Below are 18,933 nucleotides of genomic sequence, written 5' to 3' on the forward strand. Positions count from 1 at the left end.
TGAATAATGAAATATTTATAAATAAGATAGCGTAACTAGGAAAAAAAATCAAGTTATGCTAATGAAGTTATACAAGTATAATAATTAAGTTGTCCAAAAGGAAGATGTGGAAAAAAACGGAATTTAGGAATAGTGCTCTCATTACAGTGTTAAAGCGATAAAATTGTTAAGATTAGGTAAAAAATATTGCACAATTCTTACTTGCATTAAATATTTAAACTATTTATAATAAACTTAACAAACGATATATTTACTATATTGTCACATTACTAGTTCAATGTACCTCCTGACCAAAAGAATGGGTAAGTTTATAGCTGGCATCTTAAGGGACCAAATAATTTTTTAATATTCTTTTGATCTCTTAAAATGGTAAACTTGCTTTTTTATTCATCTTTTAATAGTCAGGCAATTTCATAAATTAAATTTACAGACTATTTGTAAATTATACCCAGGACGTACAATTGTAATTGCTAATGAGGACAGAAGTAAAAGTTGTTTGCCGAAAAAAATAGGGGGGTAATACCGTGAAAAAAAGATTATCAGTCTTTTTTAGCATGCTGCTTGTTCTGAGCATGTTCCTTACTGCATGCGGCGGCTTTAACAAAGAAGACAAGGCAAGCAATGAATCAACAAAAAAGGGCGACAGCAAAAAATCTGACGTACCTCAGGAAATGCGCGTAAACATTAACTCCGAACCGTTCTCCCTGAATCCAGGGCTGGCTAACGATGCTACTTCCGGCGGAGTATTGCTTCAAACATTTGAAGGTTTGACTCGTATTGATAAAGACGGCAAACCACAGCCCGCTATGGCTGAGAAAATTACACATTCCGATGATTTGAAAACTTACACTTTCAAACTTCGTGATGCAAAATGGACAAACGGAGATCCTGTAACAGCAGAAGACTTTGTTTATGCTTGGAAATGGGCTCTTGATCCTAAAAACGAATCACAATATGCTTACCAGCTTTACTATGTAAAAGGTGCGCAAGCTATTAACGAAGGTAAAGCAGGAGCTGACACTCTTGGAATTAAAGCTGTTGACGACAAAACTTTAGAAGTACAATTAGAAAATCCAACTCCTTATTTCTTGGAGCTTACAGCATTCTACACTTACTTCCCTGTAAACCACACAGTTGCAGCGAAGAATCCTAAATGGTATGCAGAAGCTGGCGCGGACTATGTTTCAAACGGTCCTTTCAAAATGACTGGATGGTCTCACCAGGACAAGATCACTCTTGAAAAGAACGACCAGTACTGGGATAAAGATAGTGTGAAACTTACAAAAGTTGAAATGTACATGATCAATGACCCTAATACAGAACTTTCTATGTTCGACAATGGCGAACTTGACTGGGCTGGTTCACCATTCGGTACACTTCCAACTGATGCTTTAAAACAATTAAAAGATGATGGCAAATTGAATGTTAAACCAATTGCCGGTACTTACTGGTTCAAGTTTAATACTGAAAAGCCGCCATTGAACAATGTTAACATCCGTAAGGCACTTTCTTACGCAATCAACCGTCAAGCTATTGTTGACAATATCACTCAGGGCGGACAAATACCTGCTATGGCAGCTGTTCCACCTTCAATGATCAAAGAAAACAAAAAAGGTTATTACAAAGATAACGATGTTGAAAAAGCAAAAGAGTATTTGAAAAAAGGTTTAGAAGAACTTGGCCTAAAAGATGCTAAAGATCTGCCACCAATTACTGTGTCTTATAATACAAGTGAAGCACACCAAAAGATTGCTCAGGCAATCCAGGATATGTGGAAATCAAACCTTGGAATCGATGTTAAGCTTGATAACGCTGAGTGGAAAGTTTACATTGACAAGCTTCATAAAGGTGACTACATGGTAGGACGTATGGGCTGGTTGGGTGACTTCAACGACCCTATTAACTTCCTTGAATTGTTCCGTGACAAAAATGGCGGTAACAATGATACTAAGTGGGAAAATCCTGAATTCAAGCAATTACTTGCAGATTCTGCAAAAGAAAGCGATGCATCAAAACGTTTAGACATACTGAAGAAAGCTGAAGCTATCTTTATGGATGAAATGCCGGTAGCTCCTATTTACTTCTATACAAATGTTTGGGTTAAGAAAGATAACCTTAAAGATGTAGTAACATCTGGTCTTGGTGATGTTCAGTTGAAATGGGCTCACTTCGAATAAAATACTACAAATAAAAATATTAGATTTAGAGGCAAGGTATATGGGTTTTGTTACCCATATACCTTGCTTTCTGAATAAGAGTTTTTTGAAAGTTTAAAAAGTTAGTACTTAATGGAGGTGTGAAATTTTGGCGAAATACATCACGAAACGTCTACTATACTTGCTGTTTTCTCTTTATCTTATTATTACAGCAACCTTTTTCTTAATGCGCCTTGCACCAGGTAACCCGTTTACTGGTGAAAAGCAGCTGCCACCTGAAATCCAGGCTTCACTAAATGAACACTACGGCTTAAATAAGCCATGGTATGTTCAATATGGAGATTATTTAGTGAAAATTGCACATTGGGATTTTGGTCCATCGTTTAAATATAATTCTAGAACGGTTAATGACTTAATTAATGATGGTTTTCCTGTTTCACTATTTTTAGGTGTAGAAGCAATTTTAATTGCGCTGGCTTTAGGAACGCTGCTAGGAATTATTGCTGCACTGAAACATAATAAATGGCAGGATTATGGTGCCATGATTATTGCGGTACTGGGAATTTCTGTACCATCCTTTATTATGGCTACTGTTTTACAGTATTTCCTTGCTATTAAATGGCATATATTCCCTGTAGCTCGTTGGGATTCTTTTATGCATACGATTCTTCCTGCATTAGCACTCGCATCAACACCAATGGCGTTTATTGCACGTCTAACTCGATCCAGTATGCTTGAAGTTCTTGCAAATGATTATATTCGTACAGCAAAATCAAAAGGGTTGGGACAAACAGCTATAACAATTAAACATACAATCCGTAATGCGCTTCTTCCTGTTGTTTCATATATGGGGCCATTATCTGCGGGTATTGTTACAGGAAGTTTTGTTATCGAAAAGATTTTTGGTATTCCAGGGCTTGGTTCTCACTTTGTTATGTCGATTTCAAACCGTGACTACACGGTGATTATGGGCGTCACAGTGTTCTATAGTATTATCTTGCTTAGCGCGATTCTCCTTGTCGACATTGCGTATGGTTTCATCGACCCGCGTATCAAACTTACAAGCGGGAAGAAAGGAGAATAAACATGGAAATCTCAAAAGAAAAATTTCAAATAGTTGGAACTAGAAGTACTGAAGCTGAAAAAATCTCTAAACCGAGCCTTTCCTTTTGGAAGGATGTTTCAATCCGCTTTCGAAAAAACAAGCTTGCCATGTTTGGTGTTGTATTATTAATTCTCCTAATCATCATGGCAATCTTTGGACCATATATGACTAAGTTTGATTACCGTACAAACAATCTTGTGAATACTAATAAGCCACCTGGAAGTATGCATTGGTTTGGAACTGACGATTTAGGCCGTGATGTCTTTGCTCGTACATGGCAAGGAGCAAGAATTTCCTTGTTCATAGGTATAGCAGCTGCTGCAGTTGATTTCTTTATCGGCGTTTTCTGGGGGGGACTCGCAGGATATAAGGGAGGACGTATTGATGAATTTATGATGCGTTTTGCTGATGTCCTTTGGGGAATTCCTTATTTACTTCTTGTAATTTTATTCATGGTTGTTATGGGTCAGTCACTTGGTACCATGATCCTTGCAATGACAATTACAGGTTGGATAAATATGGCCAGGATTGTCCGCGGACAAGTTCTGTCACTGAAGAGCCAGGAATATGTTTTAGCTTCAAAAACATTAGGAGCAGGACTTCAGCGTATCATGGGAAAACATTTAATCCCTAACACAATGGGACCGATTCTGGTCACAATGACTCTAACTGTTCCATCTGCTATATTCACGGAAGCCTTCCTTAGCTATTTGGGATTAGGATTAACGCCTCCGTTAGCAAGCTGGGGAACTATGGCTTCCGATGGTCTGCCTGCGATTAAATATTATCCATGGAGATTATTTTTCCCTGCTACGTTTATCTGTTTAACAATTTTTGCGTTTAACGTAATCGGGGATGGCCTGCGAGATGCCTTAGATCCACGACTACGTAAATAGGGGTGTGATAAAATGGAAAAATTACTAGAAGTAAAGAATTTGGAAGTCTCTTTCCAAACTTATGGTGGTGAGGTTAAAGCCGTTCGCGGAGTAAGCTTCGACCTTCACAAAGGTGAGACTCTTGCCATTGTTGGTGAGTCGGGTTCCGGAAAGAGTGTTACATCGCAAACCATTATGAAATTGATCCCTATGCCTCCTGGTAAGATTAAAGGCGGGCAAATTCTATTTAATGGTGAAGATATAGTAAAAAAGACTGACAAACAAATGGAAAAGATTCGTGGTAAGGAAATCAGCATGATCTTCCAGGATCCTATGACGTCTTTAAACCCGACCATGAAGATTGGCCGGCAAATCATGGAGGTTCTAACCAAGCATCAGAATATGTCAACATCTACAGCCAAGGAAAGAGCAGTGGAACTTTTACGCCTTGTAGGTATACCTATGCCCGAAAAACGTGTAATTCAATATCCGCATGAGTTTTCCGGAGGTATGAGACAGCGTGCGATGATAGCAATCGCCTTGGCAGCTAATCCTAAATTGTTAATTGCCGATGAGCCTACCACTGCATTGGACGTTACAATCCAGGCACAAATTCTTGAATTGATGAAAGACCTGCAAAGCAAGATGGATACGTCTATTATCTTTATTACCCACGATCTTGGGGTAGTAGCTAATGTGGCAGACCGTGTCGCTGTTATGTATGCAGGACAAATTGTTGAAATGGGAACGGTTGATGAGGTATTCTATGACCCACGCCACCCATACACATGGGGGTTATTGGCTTCCATGCCAAGCTTGGATAACGATGATAAATCCGAGCTTGCTGCTATTCCGGGAACACCTCCGGATCTTATACATCCACCTAAAGGGGATGCATTCGCTGCTAGAAACCAGTATGCGATGGCAATCGATTTTGAAGAGGAACCGCCAATGTTCCAAATCTCTGAGACCCATTTTGCGAAAACATGGCTCCTTCACCCGGATGCTCCAAAAGTAGAGCCGCCTGAAGCTGTTAAAAGGCGAATGCGCAAATTAGCTTCTACTTTTGAAAAGCCTGTTCTCGTTCAGGAGGGTAAATCATAATGGCTGAAAAGTTAATCGAAATAAAGAATTTAAAACAGTATTTTAACGTGGGTAGACCCAATCTGGTTAAAGCCGTTGACGGTGTTACCTTCGATATTTATAAAGGTGAAACTTTAGGTCTTGTTGGGGAGTCTGGCTGTGGAAAGTCTACTACAGGCCGTACTATTATCCGTCTTTATGATGCGACTGCCGGAGAGGTGTTTTTTGATGGAGAAAATGTCCATGGAAAGAAATCTGCAAAAGAACTAAAAAAGTTCAACCGTAAAATGCAAATGATTTTCCAGGATCCTTATGCTTCACTAAACCCAAGAATGACGGTTGCTGATATTATTGCTGAAGGAATCGATATTCACGGACTTGCTAAGACCAGGAAAGAACGTATGGAAAGAGTTTATGAATTGCTTGAAACAGTTGGACTCAATAAAGAGCATGCCAACAGATATCCTCATGAATTCTCCGGTGGTCAAAGACAGCGTATTGGGATTGCCCGTGCACTAGCTGTTGAACCTGAGTTTATTATTGCGGATGAGCCTATTTCAGCTCTTGACGTATCAATTCAGGCGCAAGTAGTTAATCTGATGAAGAAGCTTCAGCGTGAGAAGGGATTAACCTACCTTTTTATTGCCCATGACCTTTCAATGGTTAAATACATCAGTGACAGAATCGGTGTAATGTATTATGGGAAATTGGTCGAAATTGCACCTGCTGAAGATTTATATAAAAATCCTCTGCACCCATATACTAAATCTTTATTATCTGCTATCCCGATTCCAGACCCTGAATCAGAAAGAACACGTAAACGGATTACCTATAATCCAAGTGTCCATAACTATGGTGATAATGAAGATGTTACCATGAGGGAAATCAGTCCAGGTCACTTTGTTCTTTGTTCAGCTAAGGAATTCGAACAATATAAACAGCAATACAGATAAGTTACCCATACTGAATAAAGCTTTCCGTCATATAAAAAAAGAACTCAGAAAGTGTACTGCACCCCAAAAGTTAGAGCTAAAATCTAACTTTTGGGGTGTTTATTTATGGCTAAATATAGTGAACGATTTAAGTTGATGGTGGTAAGGGAATACCAAGAAGGTCATTTTGGATATGACTCGCTGGCTAGTAAGCACGGCATGTCCAGCAGTTCACCCATTAAGAGATGGGTAAAAGTATACGAGAAATTTGGAGCTGAAGGCTTAATGAGGAAGAAACATAATGAAACTTATTCTACTCATTTTAAACTGGATGTATTAAGATACATGGAGAGAACAGGTTCTTCAGAAATGGAAACAGCCCTTCAATTTGGGCTAACAATCCCTCCTATGATAGCTTCATGGAAGAAAGCGTATCTGGAAGGTGGTGCTGAGGCCCTGGATAAACCGAAAGGACGGCCTCCCATGTCTGAAAAATCCAAGAACAGAAAAAACAAACCTACAGAAGAACGTGAAATGACATATGAACAAAAATTGGAACGAGAAAACGAACATCTTCGTTTAGAGGTAGAATACTTAAAAAAGTTGAGAGCTTTTCAGATGGATCCGGAAGGCTATCTCGAAAAGCACAAGCAGCGCTATCATTCGAACTCAAAGAAACCTTCAAGTTAAAAGATGTTTTACTTAGAGTCGGTATTCCTGAATCCTCCTACCATTACCATATAAATTGCATGAAGAAAGAATATCCTGATCAAGAGCTTGAAGAATGTATTCAATCGATTTTTGATGAAAATGACGGCAACTATGGGTATCGCCGTATCCATCTAGAATTGAAAAACCGTGGTTATAAGGTGAATCATAAGAAGGTACAACGCATCATGAAAAAACTCCAACTCAAAGGAGAAAAGTTCAATAGAAAATCACGGAAATTCAGTTCTTACAAAGGAACTACAGGAACTGTTGCCAAGAATCGTATAAACCGTCGTTTCCACACAAATGTGTGTCATCAAAAATTAACAACAGATATCACAGAATTCAAGTGTTCAGACAATGTAAAACTGTATCTGAGTCCCATTATGGATATGTTCAACGGTGAAATCCTTTCCTATGGAGTAAGTATGCGTCCAACCTTGGAATTGGTGCTCACCCCTCTCGAGGAAACCCTTGAAATCGTAAAAGACTCAAAGTACAGAACCACTATACATTCTGATCAAGGCTGGCATTATCAACATAACAAATGGGTAAAAAGACTCAAAGAACAAAAGGTATTCCAGAGTATGTCACGAAAAGGAAACTGTTTAGATAATTCACCTATAGAAAACTTTTTCGGTTTAATGAAACAAGAGATGTATTACGGAGAAGCACTGTGCTCTTATGAAGAGTTAAAAAATAGAATAGAAGATTATATCCACTATTACAATAACAAGCGTATAAAACAAAAATTGGCTGGCATGAGTCCAGTACAATACCGGATTCATACCAGCCAATCAGCTGCTTAATATAAAACTCTAACTTTTGGGGGTCACCTCAAAGTATGGGTTCTTTTTTTTGTATTTATTTTTTATTGCCACCCACTGCTTTCCAACCAGTTTGGTATTTTGCAGATTCCTGGACAAATTCTGATTTTTTCTTTCCGCCAAATAAATTTTCCCCAATACCATTAGTAATAACACCCATTAAAGCAGTAATTCCTACAACAAGGACTGCAACAATTGTCAAATCTGTTATGTAACCAGCCAATCCAGCCAAGAAAAACCCTCCATTCAAATTGGGAACAGGCTCAACCGATTCAGGCCTGAAAGCATTTTCCTATCTTTATTTTAAAAGAATTTCAAACAGATGGAAAGGAAAAAATACGCAAAAACTAATTAAAATGAAAAGGTGACCTTTTTCATATTTAATGATATTAATACAAAGTTAAGCGTTTTCGAAAGAGAATTTTAATTGAGAATAAAAAAGTTTATTTTAAGTGGTTTAAGATAAAAATGATAAGGGTAAAGAAACTATAAGAATATATTTTTAAAATTTTATAGCAGTCACGTACATAAAGCTGCAATAAAAGACGAATGATTTAATAATTTAGCTTATTATTTTCCCACGAAAGGGTGGATGTCAAATAATTATTTGATAAAAACCTGAAACTTTTATGGAAATCCATCGTCTAATATAAAGTAAACATTAGAAAACTAATTGTTTAATAGGGTTACTTTTTTTAGAGTGGTAGTGTATAATTAATGATATAAATTACTTATTTAAATTAATTATTATTTAGAAGATATATTCTGACTGCTAAGCTACTATTTCCTATATATAGTTTGAAAATAATTAAGGAGTGTGAAACCAAAATGGTAACACTATACACTTCACCAAGTTGTACATCATGCAGAAAAGCAAAAACCTGGCTGGAAGAGCATGAAATTGCATATTCTGAAAGAAATATTTTTTCCGAGCCGCTCTCCATTGAAGAAATCAAAGAAATTCTTCGTATGACTGAAGATGGAACAGATGAAATCATTTCTACGCGGTCAAAGACATTCCAAAAGCTGGATGTTAATCTTGAAACGATGCCCTTGCAAAATTTATTTGAGCTTATAAAAGAAAATCCAGGCTTGCTTCGCAGACCAATTATTTTAGATGAGAAGCGCTTACAAGTTGGATATAATGAAGATGAAATTCGCCGTTTCCTTCCAAGGAAGGTTCGTACTTTCCAATTACAGGAAGCTCAGCGTATGGTAAATTAACTTTCAAAACTCCTTCAATTTTTAGAAGGGGTTTTTTATTGTTATTAAGGAAGAATTGTCGATAAAGGAAAAGGGTCTGCAGTTGCCGAATTTTCTTTAGCTAAAAGTATATATTCATCATTTTTGAAACTACCTGGACCGGACAAGTAAGGCTTCGTCAGCTATATCCATGGCACGAAGGAACAGCACCTGCTTTTCCGAGGATGTGCTGTTTTGATGTATTAAGAAACTAGGTCTTCCGCCAAAAGGGCTTGGCGAATACCTAGTTTTTCTTATCTAATGGATGTATTAAAGTCAATTGTTGATTGAAGCGGAAGGCGGGAACTCCTCAAAAATCCTCAATTATACTATCGCATAGTTTCGGGCGATGTAAATTCAAAGATATATTCCTTCTGCAATCGCGTAATTTGTGCGTTTTTTCAAAAAAATCTCTGAGCTAATGATATTGCTGATCGTAAGGAACCGGATACCTTCTCTTTTAAAAAAACAATAGGAAAAGTTAACTAAACATAAAGAATAACACCTAGTAAATAAGGTTAAATTAAACCTCACTGCATGGTATTGCTTTTATTTAAGTCATACAAACCAGTTATCGGAATAAGCACAAAGAAGACCGTCTTATTGTAAAAAAGCGATTTTTTTGATAAAATTGAAGGAATATCAATAGGCATTTGACGTTTTTTGAATTGCCGTGATATTTTGTTTCCCATATTCATTTTTTTATCATAAAATAAAAGTACAAGGCTGACTTTTATCCATTTAGCAAAGAATAAATAGGTCTAAAATGGGTAATAGATAAGCATTATCATTCTTCGTGGGGGTTATGAGTCCCTTCAATCATGGAAAGGGAGGGAGAGTTGATGATGGAAATAGAACGCATTAATGAGAATACCGTTAAGTTTTATATCTCATATATTGATATAGAGGAAAGAGGCTTCGACAGAGAAGAGATCTGGTACAATCGGGAACGAAGTGAAGAGCTCTTCTGGGAAATGATGGATGAGGTGCATCAGGAAGAGGAATTTACCGTTGAAGGACCGCTTTGGATTCAAGTTCAGGCTTTAGAAAAAGGTCTTGAGGTTTTGGTGACAAAAGCTCAGTTATCCAGAGATGGACAAAAATTCGAGCTTCCTATACCAAGTGACAAAATGAAGGATATTCCTGTAGATGAAAAAATTGAGGAACTTCTGGACCAGCATTTTAATCCACGGACATATGGTCCTGAAGAGGAACTTCTCGAAGATGAGCCTTTAGAATTCCTGCTCGCTTTTAAAGATTTTGAAGACATTATTCAGTTATCTCTTCATCCTGGTTTGGATGGTCTAAATACAAGTCTTTTTCACTTCGAAGGAACCTATTATTTGTTTGCTGAGTTCCCAGAAGAACAATTTGAAGAGGACCAAATTGATGATATCTTAAGTATTCTTCTTGAATATGGGCTTGAAACACAAGTAACCATTCATCGCATCGAAGAGTACGGAAAAGAAATAATTTCTGAAAATGTTTTTGCAGAATTAAGAAAACATTTCAGTTAAGACCAAGCCGATTTCATTTGAAATCGGCTTTTTTAAAAGCTAATAAAGTCTACGTCTTTCAGGACAAAGAAATATCTGTTTTGTTAAAATGAAAATGCGAACAATTTTAAATGATATAACAAACACTTTACATAAAATAAGATATAATGTTTTCTTGTTATGGAGTATTGGGTGGTGAGGATTATTGAAAAATACCGTACGGGTTATCTTATTCGGTGTGTTTCTTTTTGTTTTTTTCTTTATTTTCAGGCAAAAGCTTGAAGGGGGAATTGTTAGTTTTCTAAGTGTATTTGTTACACTGTCCGTTATATTTATAGGAATCTTAATCTTTTTTGAAAACAGACATCCTACTCAGACACTGACCTGGCTGGTTGTACTTGGAAGCTTTCCCTTATTAGGCTTTTTCTTTTATTTGCTTTTTGGGAGAAGCTATCGAAAAGAACGTATGTACAGAAAAAAATACTTCCTGGATAAGCAGGCTTTTTTAACAGTTGAAGGGGACATTGACCCAAGGAGTGAAGAGAAACTCCAGCAGATGGGCGACCATCAGAAAAGGCTTTTCTCTTTGGCACAAAGGCTTGGAAACAGCCCTATCTCTTTCGATACAGCAACAAAAACTCTAACAAATGGGAACGAAACTTTTCGCCATATAATTAAAGAGTTAAACAAGGCAACACACCACATTCATATGGAATACTATATAGTTCGGAATGACCAAATCGGGTGTGAGATAAAGGATGTGCTCATTAAAAAAGCACTTCAAGGAGTAAAAGTGCGATTTTTATATGATGCGGTAGGGTCCTGGCAGCTTTCCAAAAAGTATATTAAAGAATTAAAGAATGCAGGGGTAGAAACTGTTTCATTCGGACCAGTTAAGCTTCCATTTTTAAATAACAAATTTAACTTCCGCAATCATCGGAAAATAATCGTAATTGACGGATCTGTAGGCTTTGTCGGCGGGCTGAATATTGGTGATGAATACTTAGGCAGAGTTAAGAATATTGGTTTTTGGAGAGATACTCATTTAATGTTAAAGGGTGAAGCAGTTAGGTCATTGCAGCTCATCTTTCTGCAGGATTGGTATTATGCTACAAATCACAGCTTCCTGACAGATGATTATCTTTCACCGGTCATAGACGGTAAAAGCCACGGTGGAGTTCATCTTATTGCGGGAGGACCTGATAATGAGTGGAGCGTCATCAAGAATATCTTTTTTTCCATGATTACCTCTGCCCGCCAATCAGTATGGATAGCTTCTCCTTATTTCATTCCGGATGAAGATATTTTCTCTGCCATAAAAGTTGCTGCGTTAAGCGGTATTGATGTCAGGCTTCTTGTACCCAATAAACCCGATAAAAGAATCGTTTTTCATGCTTCACGGTCGTATTTTCCGGAACTGCTTGAAGCTGGAGTAAAGATATACGAGTATGAACGTGGCTTTATGCATAGCAAAATTGTTATAGTTGACTCTGAACTGGCCTCGATTGGAACCTCAAATATGGATATGCGGAGTTTCCATTTAAACTTTGAGGTTAACGCTTTCTTATATAGGACAAAAAGTACCCAAAAACTGGTGGATGAATTTCTCCTTGATCTTAAATACTCAGAAAAGCTGGAACTGGAATCCTTTAAAAAGAGGCACCTGGGTTATCGGCTTTTAGAGTCTACTTCAAGGCTGCTGTCCCCTCTTCTTTAAAAATTCTTTTACAGAAGTTGTTTCTTTAGCTTATATTCATAAAATCTGAACGACGAGCAGGACAAGGAAACTTTCATCAGTTTTTCCTTGTTGAGGATGTTCCGTTTTGAGAGAGTATAAGAAAAACTTGGCGTATGCCAAGTTTTTCTATTATTTAAAGGTTTTTATTTTTATATCTCGAATTTTTATATTAAAAGGAGGGATCACTTTGTTAACTGCGGTTACTAAAACGGGCAAAAAGCTTTGCCTTGGTAATAATTATAAAAAAGCAAGCCTGGTGTATTTCCGTAATAAAGAAGAATTTTACTGCCCCTCATGTGGTGAAAAGGTAGTATTAAAACTAGGGGAAAAACGAATATTTCATTTTTCTCATTTAAAGGCGCATACCTGCGAGGCTAGTTTTGAAAATGAAACCGAATATCATTTGCTTGGAAAAAAACACTTATACCAGTGGCTTAAGCGGCAGGTACCAACAGTAGAGATGGAGTATTATATTAAAGAAATTCGGCAGAGGCCAGATATCATGTTTGAATTTGAAGGTAAGAAATACGCACTTGAATACCAATGCTCAGTTATCTCCCCTGAAATAGTGTTAAAAAGGACTAAATCCTATGTAAATCAAGGCTATATCCCAATTTGGCTGCTGGGTGCAATGCACTTTCAAAGGAAAAATGCATCTTCCGTTTCACTCTCCGGTTTTCAATATTTATTTGTTAGACAAATCCATTCGTTAAACTGGACTCTTCCCTTTTACTCTCCTGACAGCAAATCCCTTATCCAATTGAACCCTCTTTTTCCCTATTCCTCAAAAAATGCCCTGGCAGACATAACTGTATCCCCACTTGATAAGACCTTAATAGGAAACTTAATCGAGCCTTCTGGGAGCCCTTCGCGTATAAGTGCAAATGATTGGAAAAAAGCACTATATACCTTCAAAATGAATTCTATCCAATTTCATTCTGCAAAACCTTTACTAGTACTAAATGAGTTATATAGAAGCCATTTGAACATCTTTCTCCTTCCTCCTGAAATTGGAATTCCTTTAACAGAAGCTGCTCACTTTTTAACCCCGCCTTTAGTATGGCAGATCTATTTGTATCTCGATTACCTTAGATTTATAAGGTACGGGGCCATTGTCAGTCTAGAACAAGCAATGCGAAAGATTAATCTCAGGATCAAATCAAACGACATTGTACCTAGAATGCTTCCATTAGCTGAAAGCTCTGGCAGCTATGGAGTTATTAAGCAATATTTAGATGTATTAACGCGGATGGGAAAGTTAAGTCCAGTAGAAAAAGGGATATATAAACTTAACAATGTATTCAGAGTTCCGCAGAATTCTGCGGAACAAAAGGTAATGGAAGATGCTTTTTATAAGGCATACTGGGGAATAATAAATGATAGCAATAGTAATAGTTGAATATTCCAATTAGTTTTATAAAGATAGAAAGGAATATCAACGGAATTGTTGAATATATTGAAGAGTATTTTTTCGAAACCCGAAATGTCGAATGGAGGATAAACATGGCGAACGAATCAGCAGTAAAAGCACTTCCAGCACGCAAGGAGATCTCTGTAGAGGATACCTGGAAACTGGAAGACATATTTTCAAGTGATGAAGCATGGGATAAGGAATTTAATGAGGTTAAAGAATTAATTCCTGGGATAAAAGAATTCGAGGGAAAACTAGGCGAAAACGCAGCTACACTATATGAGGCGCTGCAATTTCAGGACAGGCTTATGGAGAAGCTTAGCAAATTGTATACCTATGCACATATGCGCTATGACCAGGATACAACAAATTCCTTTTATCAGAGCCTTGATGGAAGAATTAAAAGCCTTTATTCTCAGGCAGCAAGCCAATTGGCTTTTATAGTACCAGAACTTTTGTCAGTTGATGAGAAAAAGATTGAGAGCTTCCTTGAAGAAAAAGGGGAATTAAAGCTTTATGAGCATGCTTTAGAGGAAATCAATCTTCAAAGGCCACATGTACTGCCCGCTGACCAGGAAGCACTTCTTGCAGAAGCTTCAGAAGTTCTAAACTCATCAAGCACAACTTTTGGAATGCTCAACAATGCAGATATCGAATTTCCTTCGATTAAGGATGAAAGTGGAGAAGAGGTCGAAGTAACTCATGGACGCTACTCAAGATTTCTTGAAAGCGGAGACCAGAGGGTCCGCCACGATGCTTTCAAAGCAGTTTACGATACTTATGGCAAGTTCCGTAATACGTTTGCAAGCACATTAAGCGGTAATGTTAAAAGGGATAATTTCAATGCTCGGATTAGAAAATATGACTCAGCACGGCAGGCAGCTCTTGCAGCCAATAATATTCCTGAAAGTGTTTATGAAAACCTGGTTAAGACAGTAAATGATAACCTGCACTTGCTGCACCGCTACATAAAGCTGCGCAAAAAGGTATTAGGACTTAAAGAGCTTCACATGTACGATCTTTACACACCTCTTGTTAAAGACGTAAAAATGGAAATCAAATATGAAGAAGCAAAAGAAATTATTTTAAAGGGACTCGCACCACTGGGGGAAGAATATCTTGGAGTTCTGAAAGAGGGATTTGAAAATCGCTGGGTGGATGTGCATGAGAATAAAGGGAAGCGCAGCGGAGCTTACTCTTCCGGTACTTACGGAACAAATCCATATATTTTGATGAACTGGCAGGATAATGTAAATAACCTGTTTACTCTAGCCCATGAGTTCGGTCACTCCGTCCATAGCTATTACACAAGAAAAACACAGCCTTATCCATATGGGAATTACTCTATTTTCGTAGCAGAGGTTGCTTCAACTTGTAATGAAGCACTTCTAAATAATTACATGTTAAAAACAGTTGACGATGAGCAAAAACGCCTCTATCTCCTAAACCATTATCTTGAAGGCTTTAGAGGGACTGTTTTCCGCCAGACGATGTTTGCTGAATTCGAGCATCTTATCCATCAAAAAGCACAGGACAATGTTCCATTAACAGCTGATCTTTTGACAGAGGAGTACTATAAGCTAAACAAGAAGTACTTTGGTGAAGAAGATTTAGTAATCGATGAAGAAATCGGTCTTGAATGGTCCAGAATTCCTCATTTTTACTACAACTATTATGTATATCAATATGCAACCGGATTTAGTGCAGCAACCTCTCTAAGTAAGCAAATCCTGGAAGAAGGGGAAACTGCAGTTAAACGCTATGTAGAATTTCTGAAGTCCGGAAGCTCCGATTATCCGATTGAAGTATTAAAAAGAGCTGGTGTCGATATGACTAGCAGCCAGCCAATCGCAGATGCCTGCAAGGTGTTTGAAGAAAAACTGGACGAAATGGAAAAGTTATTGTCATAAGAGCGAAGGGATGGCGGCAGCCATCCCTTTTAATATACTAGTGAAATCCTTTGAATCGTTTGCGGTCGATCAGGCTCATGATGAAAATAAAAATGGAGAAAAACAATAGAGGAATGCTTAACAGGAGCGGAGCCAGGTGCATCAGGGCCAGTATATGTATAAAGAAGGAGCATAGTAGAAGTGCCGACATCGAAAGATAAAAAAATTTCCTCATACGTTTCACCTCAAATAGATCTCTTTTAAAGATAATATATTGTCCTGTTGTCGCTAATATGAATTTGACAATATTGTGAAATGTGTAACAAACTTCTTGTCAAGAAGGCATTTTCCATGATATATTTTATACGTGAAGTTGATCACAAACAAACATATACCCCTTTGTTTGACCGTGAAAAATTTCTCCCATCCCCTTTGTTCGTATTTATAAAAAAGGCCGAAGCCTGGTGCTTCAGGCCTTTTTTCTTTGTTCCTAAGGCTCTACCCTGAAATAACTGTGGATACTGTTATTTCATTTATTTGTGTGCCAAATTTTTTTCATTGGTGTCTATTAAAGCTCATTGTTAATTTTTCCTTAATTTGATTGAAGCAAAAGGTGCGAGACTCCTCGGAAATGCTATCGCATTCCTTCGTGTGTGGGTGATTTCATGGGTGCTATTCAATGTCCTGCGGGAAAGCGGTCCAAGGGAGACCCCGCAGGTGCATAGCGCCGAGGAGGCTTCCGGACCGTCCGGGGAAAGCGAGCGCCGGGAGCGGAAATCAACAGGTAGGATTAACAAAGCCATTTCTAAAAAAAGGCCCGCCCATTTAGGAAGAGGGCTGGCCTAGGTTTCAATATATCTCCAAAAACTTCCATACTTGGCGTGGATCTGTTCCACTTTCTTTTTTAGTAAAAGTTTTTTCATTTCCTTTTCCACCTGAGAGATGGACATATTGTACACAACAGCAATTTCCTTAGTCGCAACCAGCCGGAAAAACTTTAAAAAGTTTTCGAGTGGGGGATGAGGTGATTTCATCGGTTCTTCGGTAAGCATTTCTTCAAGAATTTGTACATACACCTCATATGGATAAGAACCTGTAATTTTTATTCCTTCCTCTTCAGCATTCTCATTAAAAAAAACCAAAGTTGGAATTTCACTAACTTCCATTTCGGAAGTGATTTTTAAGTCGCATTGAAAAGCTTTGGCTGCACTATCTGAATGGATATCAGTAATAAATTCTTCTACATCCAAACCTACACTGCGAGCGCAATCTTTGAGGACATCAAAATTAGATATGTTTTGTTTGTCGACAAATAACGCTTCCTGCAGCTTTCGTAAAAAACGATGTCCTCTGCGTCTGCCCTGAAGTTCTGCTGCTTTAACAGCAATAGAAGCAATATGGGGAGATGAAACTGGGTTCTCAAACCACAAGTCTCCATCGCATGACATTCCGGACCTGCTAGCTGTCTTCTCCCAAAGATTAGCGATGCTTTCATATTTCTGCTTCTTACTCATATTCAGCATAGCTAATTTTCCGCTTAAAATATGGCGTATAGAGAAATATCGGCCATATTCAATTTGCAGCTTTTTGAGTATAGGTTCAATTGCCCAGCACTCAGGACAGAGAGGATCAACAAAGAGATAAATTTCAATCGGTTTTTTCTCACTGCCATGGCAATGCGCAGAAGCTTTATTTATATACTTTTCCCCGTCCATCACAGCATATCACCTTGTGTTTCTTTCTCATCCGGTGTATTTACCATATGCTGGGCAGTAAGGAAAAGGCGGGAATAAAATTCCTCGCGAAGAGGTCCTTCCAATCCAACTTTATCCATTGCCTGGTGCATGCAGGAAAGCCAGGCCTTTGCCCTAACAGGTGTGATGGGGAAAGGTAAGTGACGGGCACGCATCATGGGATGCCCATGTTCTTGTGTATATAAATTAGGACCACCTAAGTATTGAGTCAGGAATTGTTTTTGTTTCCTGGCGATTTCGGAAAAATCATTCTGAAACAGGGGTGCTAGATCAGGATGCTTTCCAACCAGGCCATAAAATGTGTCTACCAGTTCATGCAGTTTATCTGCTCCAATAGCCTCGAATGGAGTGGGCATTTTCTCAATCATGTTGACAACTCCTTTAAATGAGTTTGTATGCCTTATTTTAGCAATGCCCCTTTTATATAACAAATAAATCGCTTTGGAATGGGGAATTTCTTTAGAAATATCAAAGAATTTCTATATTTTGATGAGTAGAGAAACGAATTCTCTACCCGCTACTCCTAAAATTTGGTATAAAATGTCGAATTTAAAGGAAGGCCGAAAAGTACTTGAACAAAGTTATCGATCGTTGAAACAGTATGGAGCTATTTTGCCCAATTTAACCAACCATCAATACTATTGGTTTCAACAGCTATTTTGGTCAAGCATTTCTCAGGAATTTAAATTGGTTAATAGGGATTCTTTTAGAAGTAGGGTGTACTTTTAGGAGTACGCTTTTGATCCTTAACTAGAAAACAAGAAAAAAGTAGAAAAGTATCATTTAAACAATCTTTATAGGAAGTTCAGTCGAAGCTATTGCAAGCCTGAGAAATGGGTTGTAAGATACTTTTTGAATAGTCAGGAAGTTTAGAAAAAGAGGTGTTTACATTGTCTGGAAGTGTTAACATTTTACATTCAACTGTTTTTAAAAATAAGACCGCGATTGTAACAGGGGCGGGACATGGTATTGGCCGTGCAATCTGTCAGGCATTTGCCATACGGGGGGCTAATGTAATAGCTGTTGATATTTTAGAGGAACAGCTACAGGGAACGAGAGAGGAAGTAACCTCAACCATACAACAAACTCAATCACAAGGGACCATACATACCTATCGAGTGGACTTAACCCAATCTAATCGAGTTCAGGAATTCATTAACGATGTGATTAAGCAATTTCAATCTGTTGAAATTTTGGTTAATAATGCAGGCGGGGTTGTTGGCCAGGTCCATCAGCCGATTGAAGAAGTAACGGATGACGAGTGGCACAAGGTATTGGAGATTAATCTGTACGCCTGTTTTTATATGACTAGGGCGGTTGCTCCCCACATGAAGGAAAGGCAATACGGCAGGATCGTCAATATCTCAAGCGGCGCTGGCCGCAGCAGCAGTTTGACCGGGATTCAGGCATATACAGGTTCAAAAGCAGGTCAAATAGGCTTTACACGTCAAATGGCAAGAGAACTGGGGCCTTATGGAATTACTGTAAACAATGTTGCACCAGGCTTTGTATTATCCAATCCTTCCTCGATCAAACAATGGGAAGCAATGGGAGAGGAAAAACAGCAGCAGCTAATCGAATCCATATCGCTAAAAAGGATTGGCAAGCCAGAGGACATTGCCCACCCGGTTTTATTTTTTGCATCAGATTATTCGGCTTATGTCAGCGGACAGATTATTTCTGCAGATGGTGGGTTACAACTTTTCTAGGAGGGGCG

Annotated in this window: 16 protein-coding genes and 1 other annotated feature (1 of these 17 only partly in view); of the genes, 13 read left to right on the plus strand and 3 right to left on the minus strand. The window is 38.1% G+C overall.

Annotated features, from left to right (window positions below; translation table 11 throughout):
* Positions 1–5: a binding site (T-box leader), on the minus strand (it extends 244 nt beyond the left edge of the window).
* Between the two features lie 519 nt (positions 6–524).
* The 7 genes from G8761_RS20485 to G8761_RS20515 all read left to right on the plus strand — a co-directional run bounded on the left by G8761_RS20485 (position 525) and on the right by G8761_RS20515 (position 7,668).
* Positions 525–2,177: an ABC transporter substrate-binding protein gene (locus tag G8761_RS20485; RefSeq protein ID WP_166029833.1), complete on the plus strand. Its 1,653-nt coding sequence runs from the start codon at positions 525–527 to the stop codon at positions 2,175–2,177.
* 127 nt (positions 2,178–2,304) lie between these two features.
* Complete coding sequence (locus tag G8761_RS20490; protein WP_166029834.1) at positions 2,305–3,240, plus strand: ABC transporter permease; 936 nt, start codon at positions 2,305–2,307, stop codon at positions 3,238–3,240.
* Between the two features lie 2 nt (positions 3,241–3,242).
* Positions 3,243–4,157 carry an ABC transporter permease gene (locus G8761_RS20495; protein WP_166029835.1) on the plus strand — a complete coding sequence of 305 codons (915 nt, stop codon included), beginning with the start codon at positions 3,243–3,245 and terminating at the stop codon, positions 4,155–4,157.
* 12 nt (positions 4,158–4,169) lie between these two features.
* A complete protein-coding gene (locus G8761_RS20500; protein ID WP_166029836.1) occupies positions 4,170–5,240 on the plus strand; it encodes an ABC transporter ATP-binding protein in 1,071 nt (356 codons plus the stop codon).
* Positions 5,240–6,172, plus strand: a complete 933-nt coding sequence (locus G8761_RS20505; protein WP_166029837.1) for an ABC transporter ATP-binding protein — start codon at positions 5,240–5,242, stop codon at positions 6,170–6,172. Before G8761_RS20500 ends, G8761_RS20505 begins: the two co-directional genes overlap by 1 nt.
* Before the next feature lie 105 nt (positions 6,173–6,277).
* Complete coding sequence (locus tag G8761_RS20510) at positions 6,278–6,841, plus strand: helix-turn-helix domain-containing protein (protein WP_166029838.1); 564 nt, start codon at positions 6,278–6,280, stop codon at positions 6,839–6,841.
* A complete protein-coding gene (locus G8761_RS20515; RefSeq protein ID WP_338001005.1) occupies positions 6,742–7,668 on the plus strand; it encodes an IS3 family transposase in 927 nt (308 codons plus the stop codon). The genes G8761_RS20510 and G8761_RS20515 overlap by 100 nt, the downstream gene beginning before the upstream one ends.
* 55 nt (positions 7,669–7,723) lie before the next feature.
* On the opposite strand, the gene G8761_RS20520 is transcribed toward G8761_RS20515, so the two are convergent.
* Entirely contained in the window at positions 7,724–7,909 is a 186-nt protein-coding gene (locus tag G8761_RS20520) for a hypothetical protein (protein ID WP_166029895.1), read from the minus strand.
* A 605-nt stretch (positions 7,910–8,514) separates the two neighbouring features.
* Between G8761_RS20520 and spxA the strand changes: the two genes are divergently transcribed.
* The 5 genes from spxA (at position 8,515) to pepF (ending at position 15,483) form a co-directional block, all read left to right on the plus strand.
* Positions 8,515–8,910, plus strand: a complete 396-nt coding sequence (gene spxA, locus G8761_RS20525; RefSeq protein WP_166029840.1) for a transcriptional regulator SpxA — start codon at positions 8,515–8,517, stop codon at positions 8,908–8,910.
* Between the two features lie 863 nt (positions 8,911–9,773).
* Positions 9,774–10,445 (plus strand): adaptor protein MecA, encoded by a 672-nt coding sequence (gene mecA / locus G8761_RS20530; RefSeq protein WP_166029896.1) that lies wholly within the window; start codon positions 9,774–9,776, stop codon positions 10,443–10,445.
* A gap of 184 nt (positions 10,446–10,629) precedes the next feature.
* Complete coding sequence (cls, locus tag G8761_RS20535) at positions 10,630–12,141, plus strand: cardiolipin synthase (RefSeq protein WP_166029841.1); 1,512 nt, start codon at positions 10,630–10,632, stop codon at positions 12,139–12,141.
* 208 nt (positions 12,142–12,349) lie between these two features.
* Positions 12,350–13,561, plus strand: coding sequence for a competence protein CoiA (locus tag G8761_RS20540; protein WP_166029842.1), 1,212 nt, complete (start codon positions 12,350–12,352; stop codon positions 13,559–13,561).
* Positions 13,562–13,665: 104 nt separating this feature from the next.
* Positions 13,666–15,483: an oligoendopeptidase F gene (pepF, locus tag G8761_RS20545; RefSeq protein WP_166029843.1), complete on the plus strand. Its 1,818-nt coding sequence runs from the start codon at positions 13,666–13,668 to the stop codon at positions 15,481–15,483.
* An 821-nt stretch (positions 15,484–16,304) separates the two neighbouring features.
* On the opposite strand, the gene G8761_RS20550 is transcribed toward pepF, so the two are convergent.
* On the minus strand, positions 16,305–17,177 hold the full coding sequence (locus G8761_RS20550) for a ClpXP adapter SpxH family protein (RefSeq protein WP_166029844.1): 873 nt from the start codon (positions 17,175–17,177) through the stop codon (positions 16,305–16,307).
* A complete protein-coding gene (locus G8761_RS20555) occupies positions 17,177–17,584 on the minus strand; it encodes a globin domain-containing protein (RefSeq protein WP_166029845.1) in 408 nt (135 codons plus the stop codon). Before G8761_RS20555 ends, G8761_RS20550 begins: the two co-directional genes overlap by 1 nt.
* A gap of 522 nt (positions 17,585–18,106) precedes the next feature.
* Here G8761_RS20555 and G8761_RS20560 point away from each other — a divergent pair.
* Positions 18,107–18,925 carry an SDR family NAD(P)-dependent oxidoreductase gene (locus G8761_RS20560; RefSeq protein WP_207789288.1) on the plus strand — a complete coding sequence of 273 codons (819 nt, stop codon included), beginning with the start codon at positions 18,107–18,109 and terminating at the stop codon, positions 18,923–18,925.
* Positions 18,926–18,933 lie beyond the last annotated feature (8 nt).

The organism is Neobacillus terrae (genome assembly GCF_011393025.1).
Classification (GTDB): domain Bacteria; phylum Bacillota; class Bacilli; order Bacillales; family Cytobacillaceae; genus Neobacillus_A; species Neobacillus_A terrae.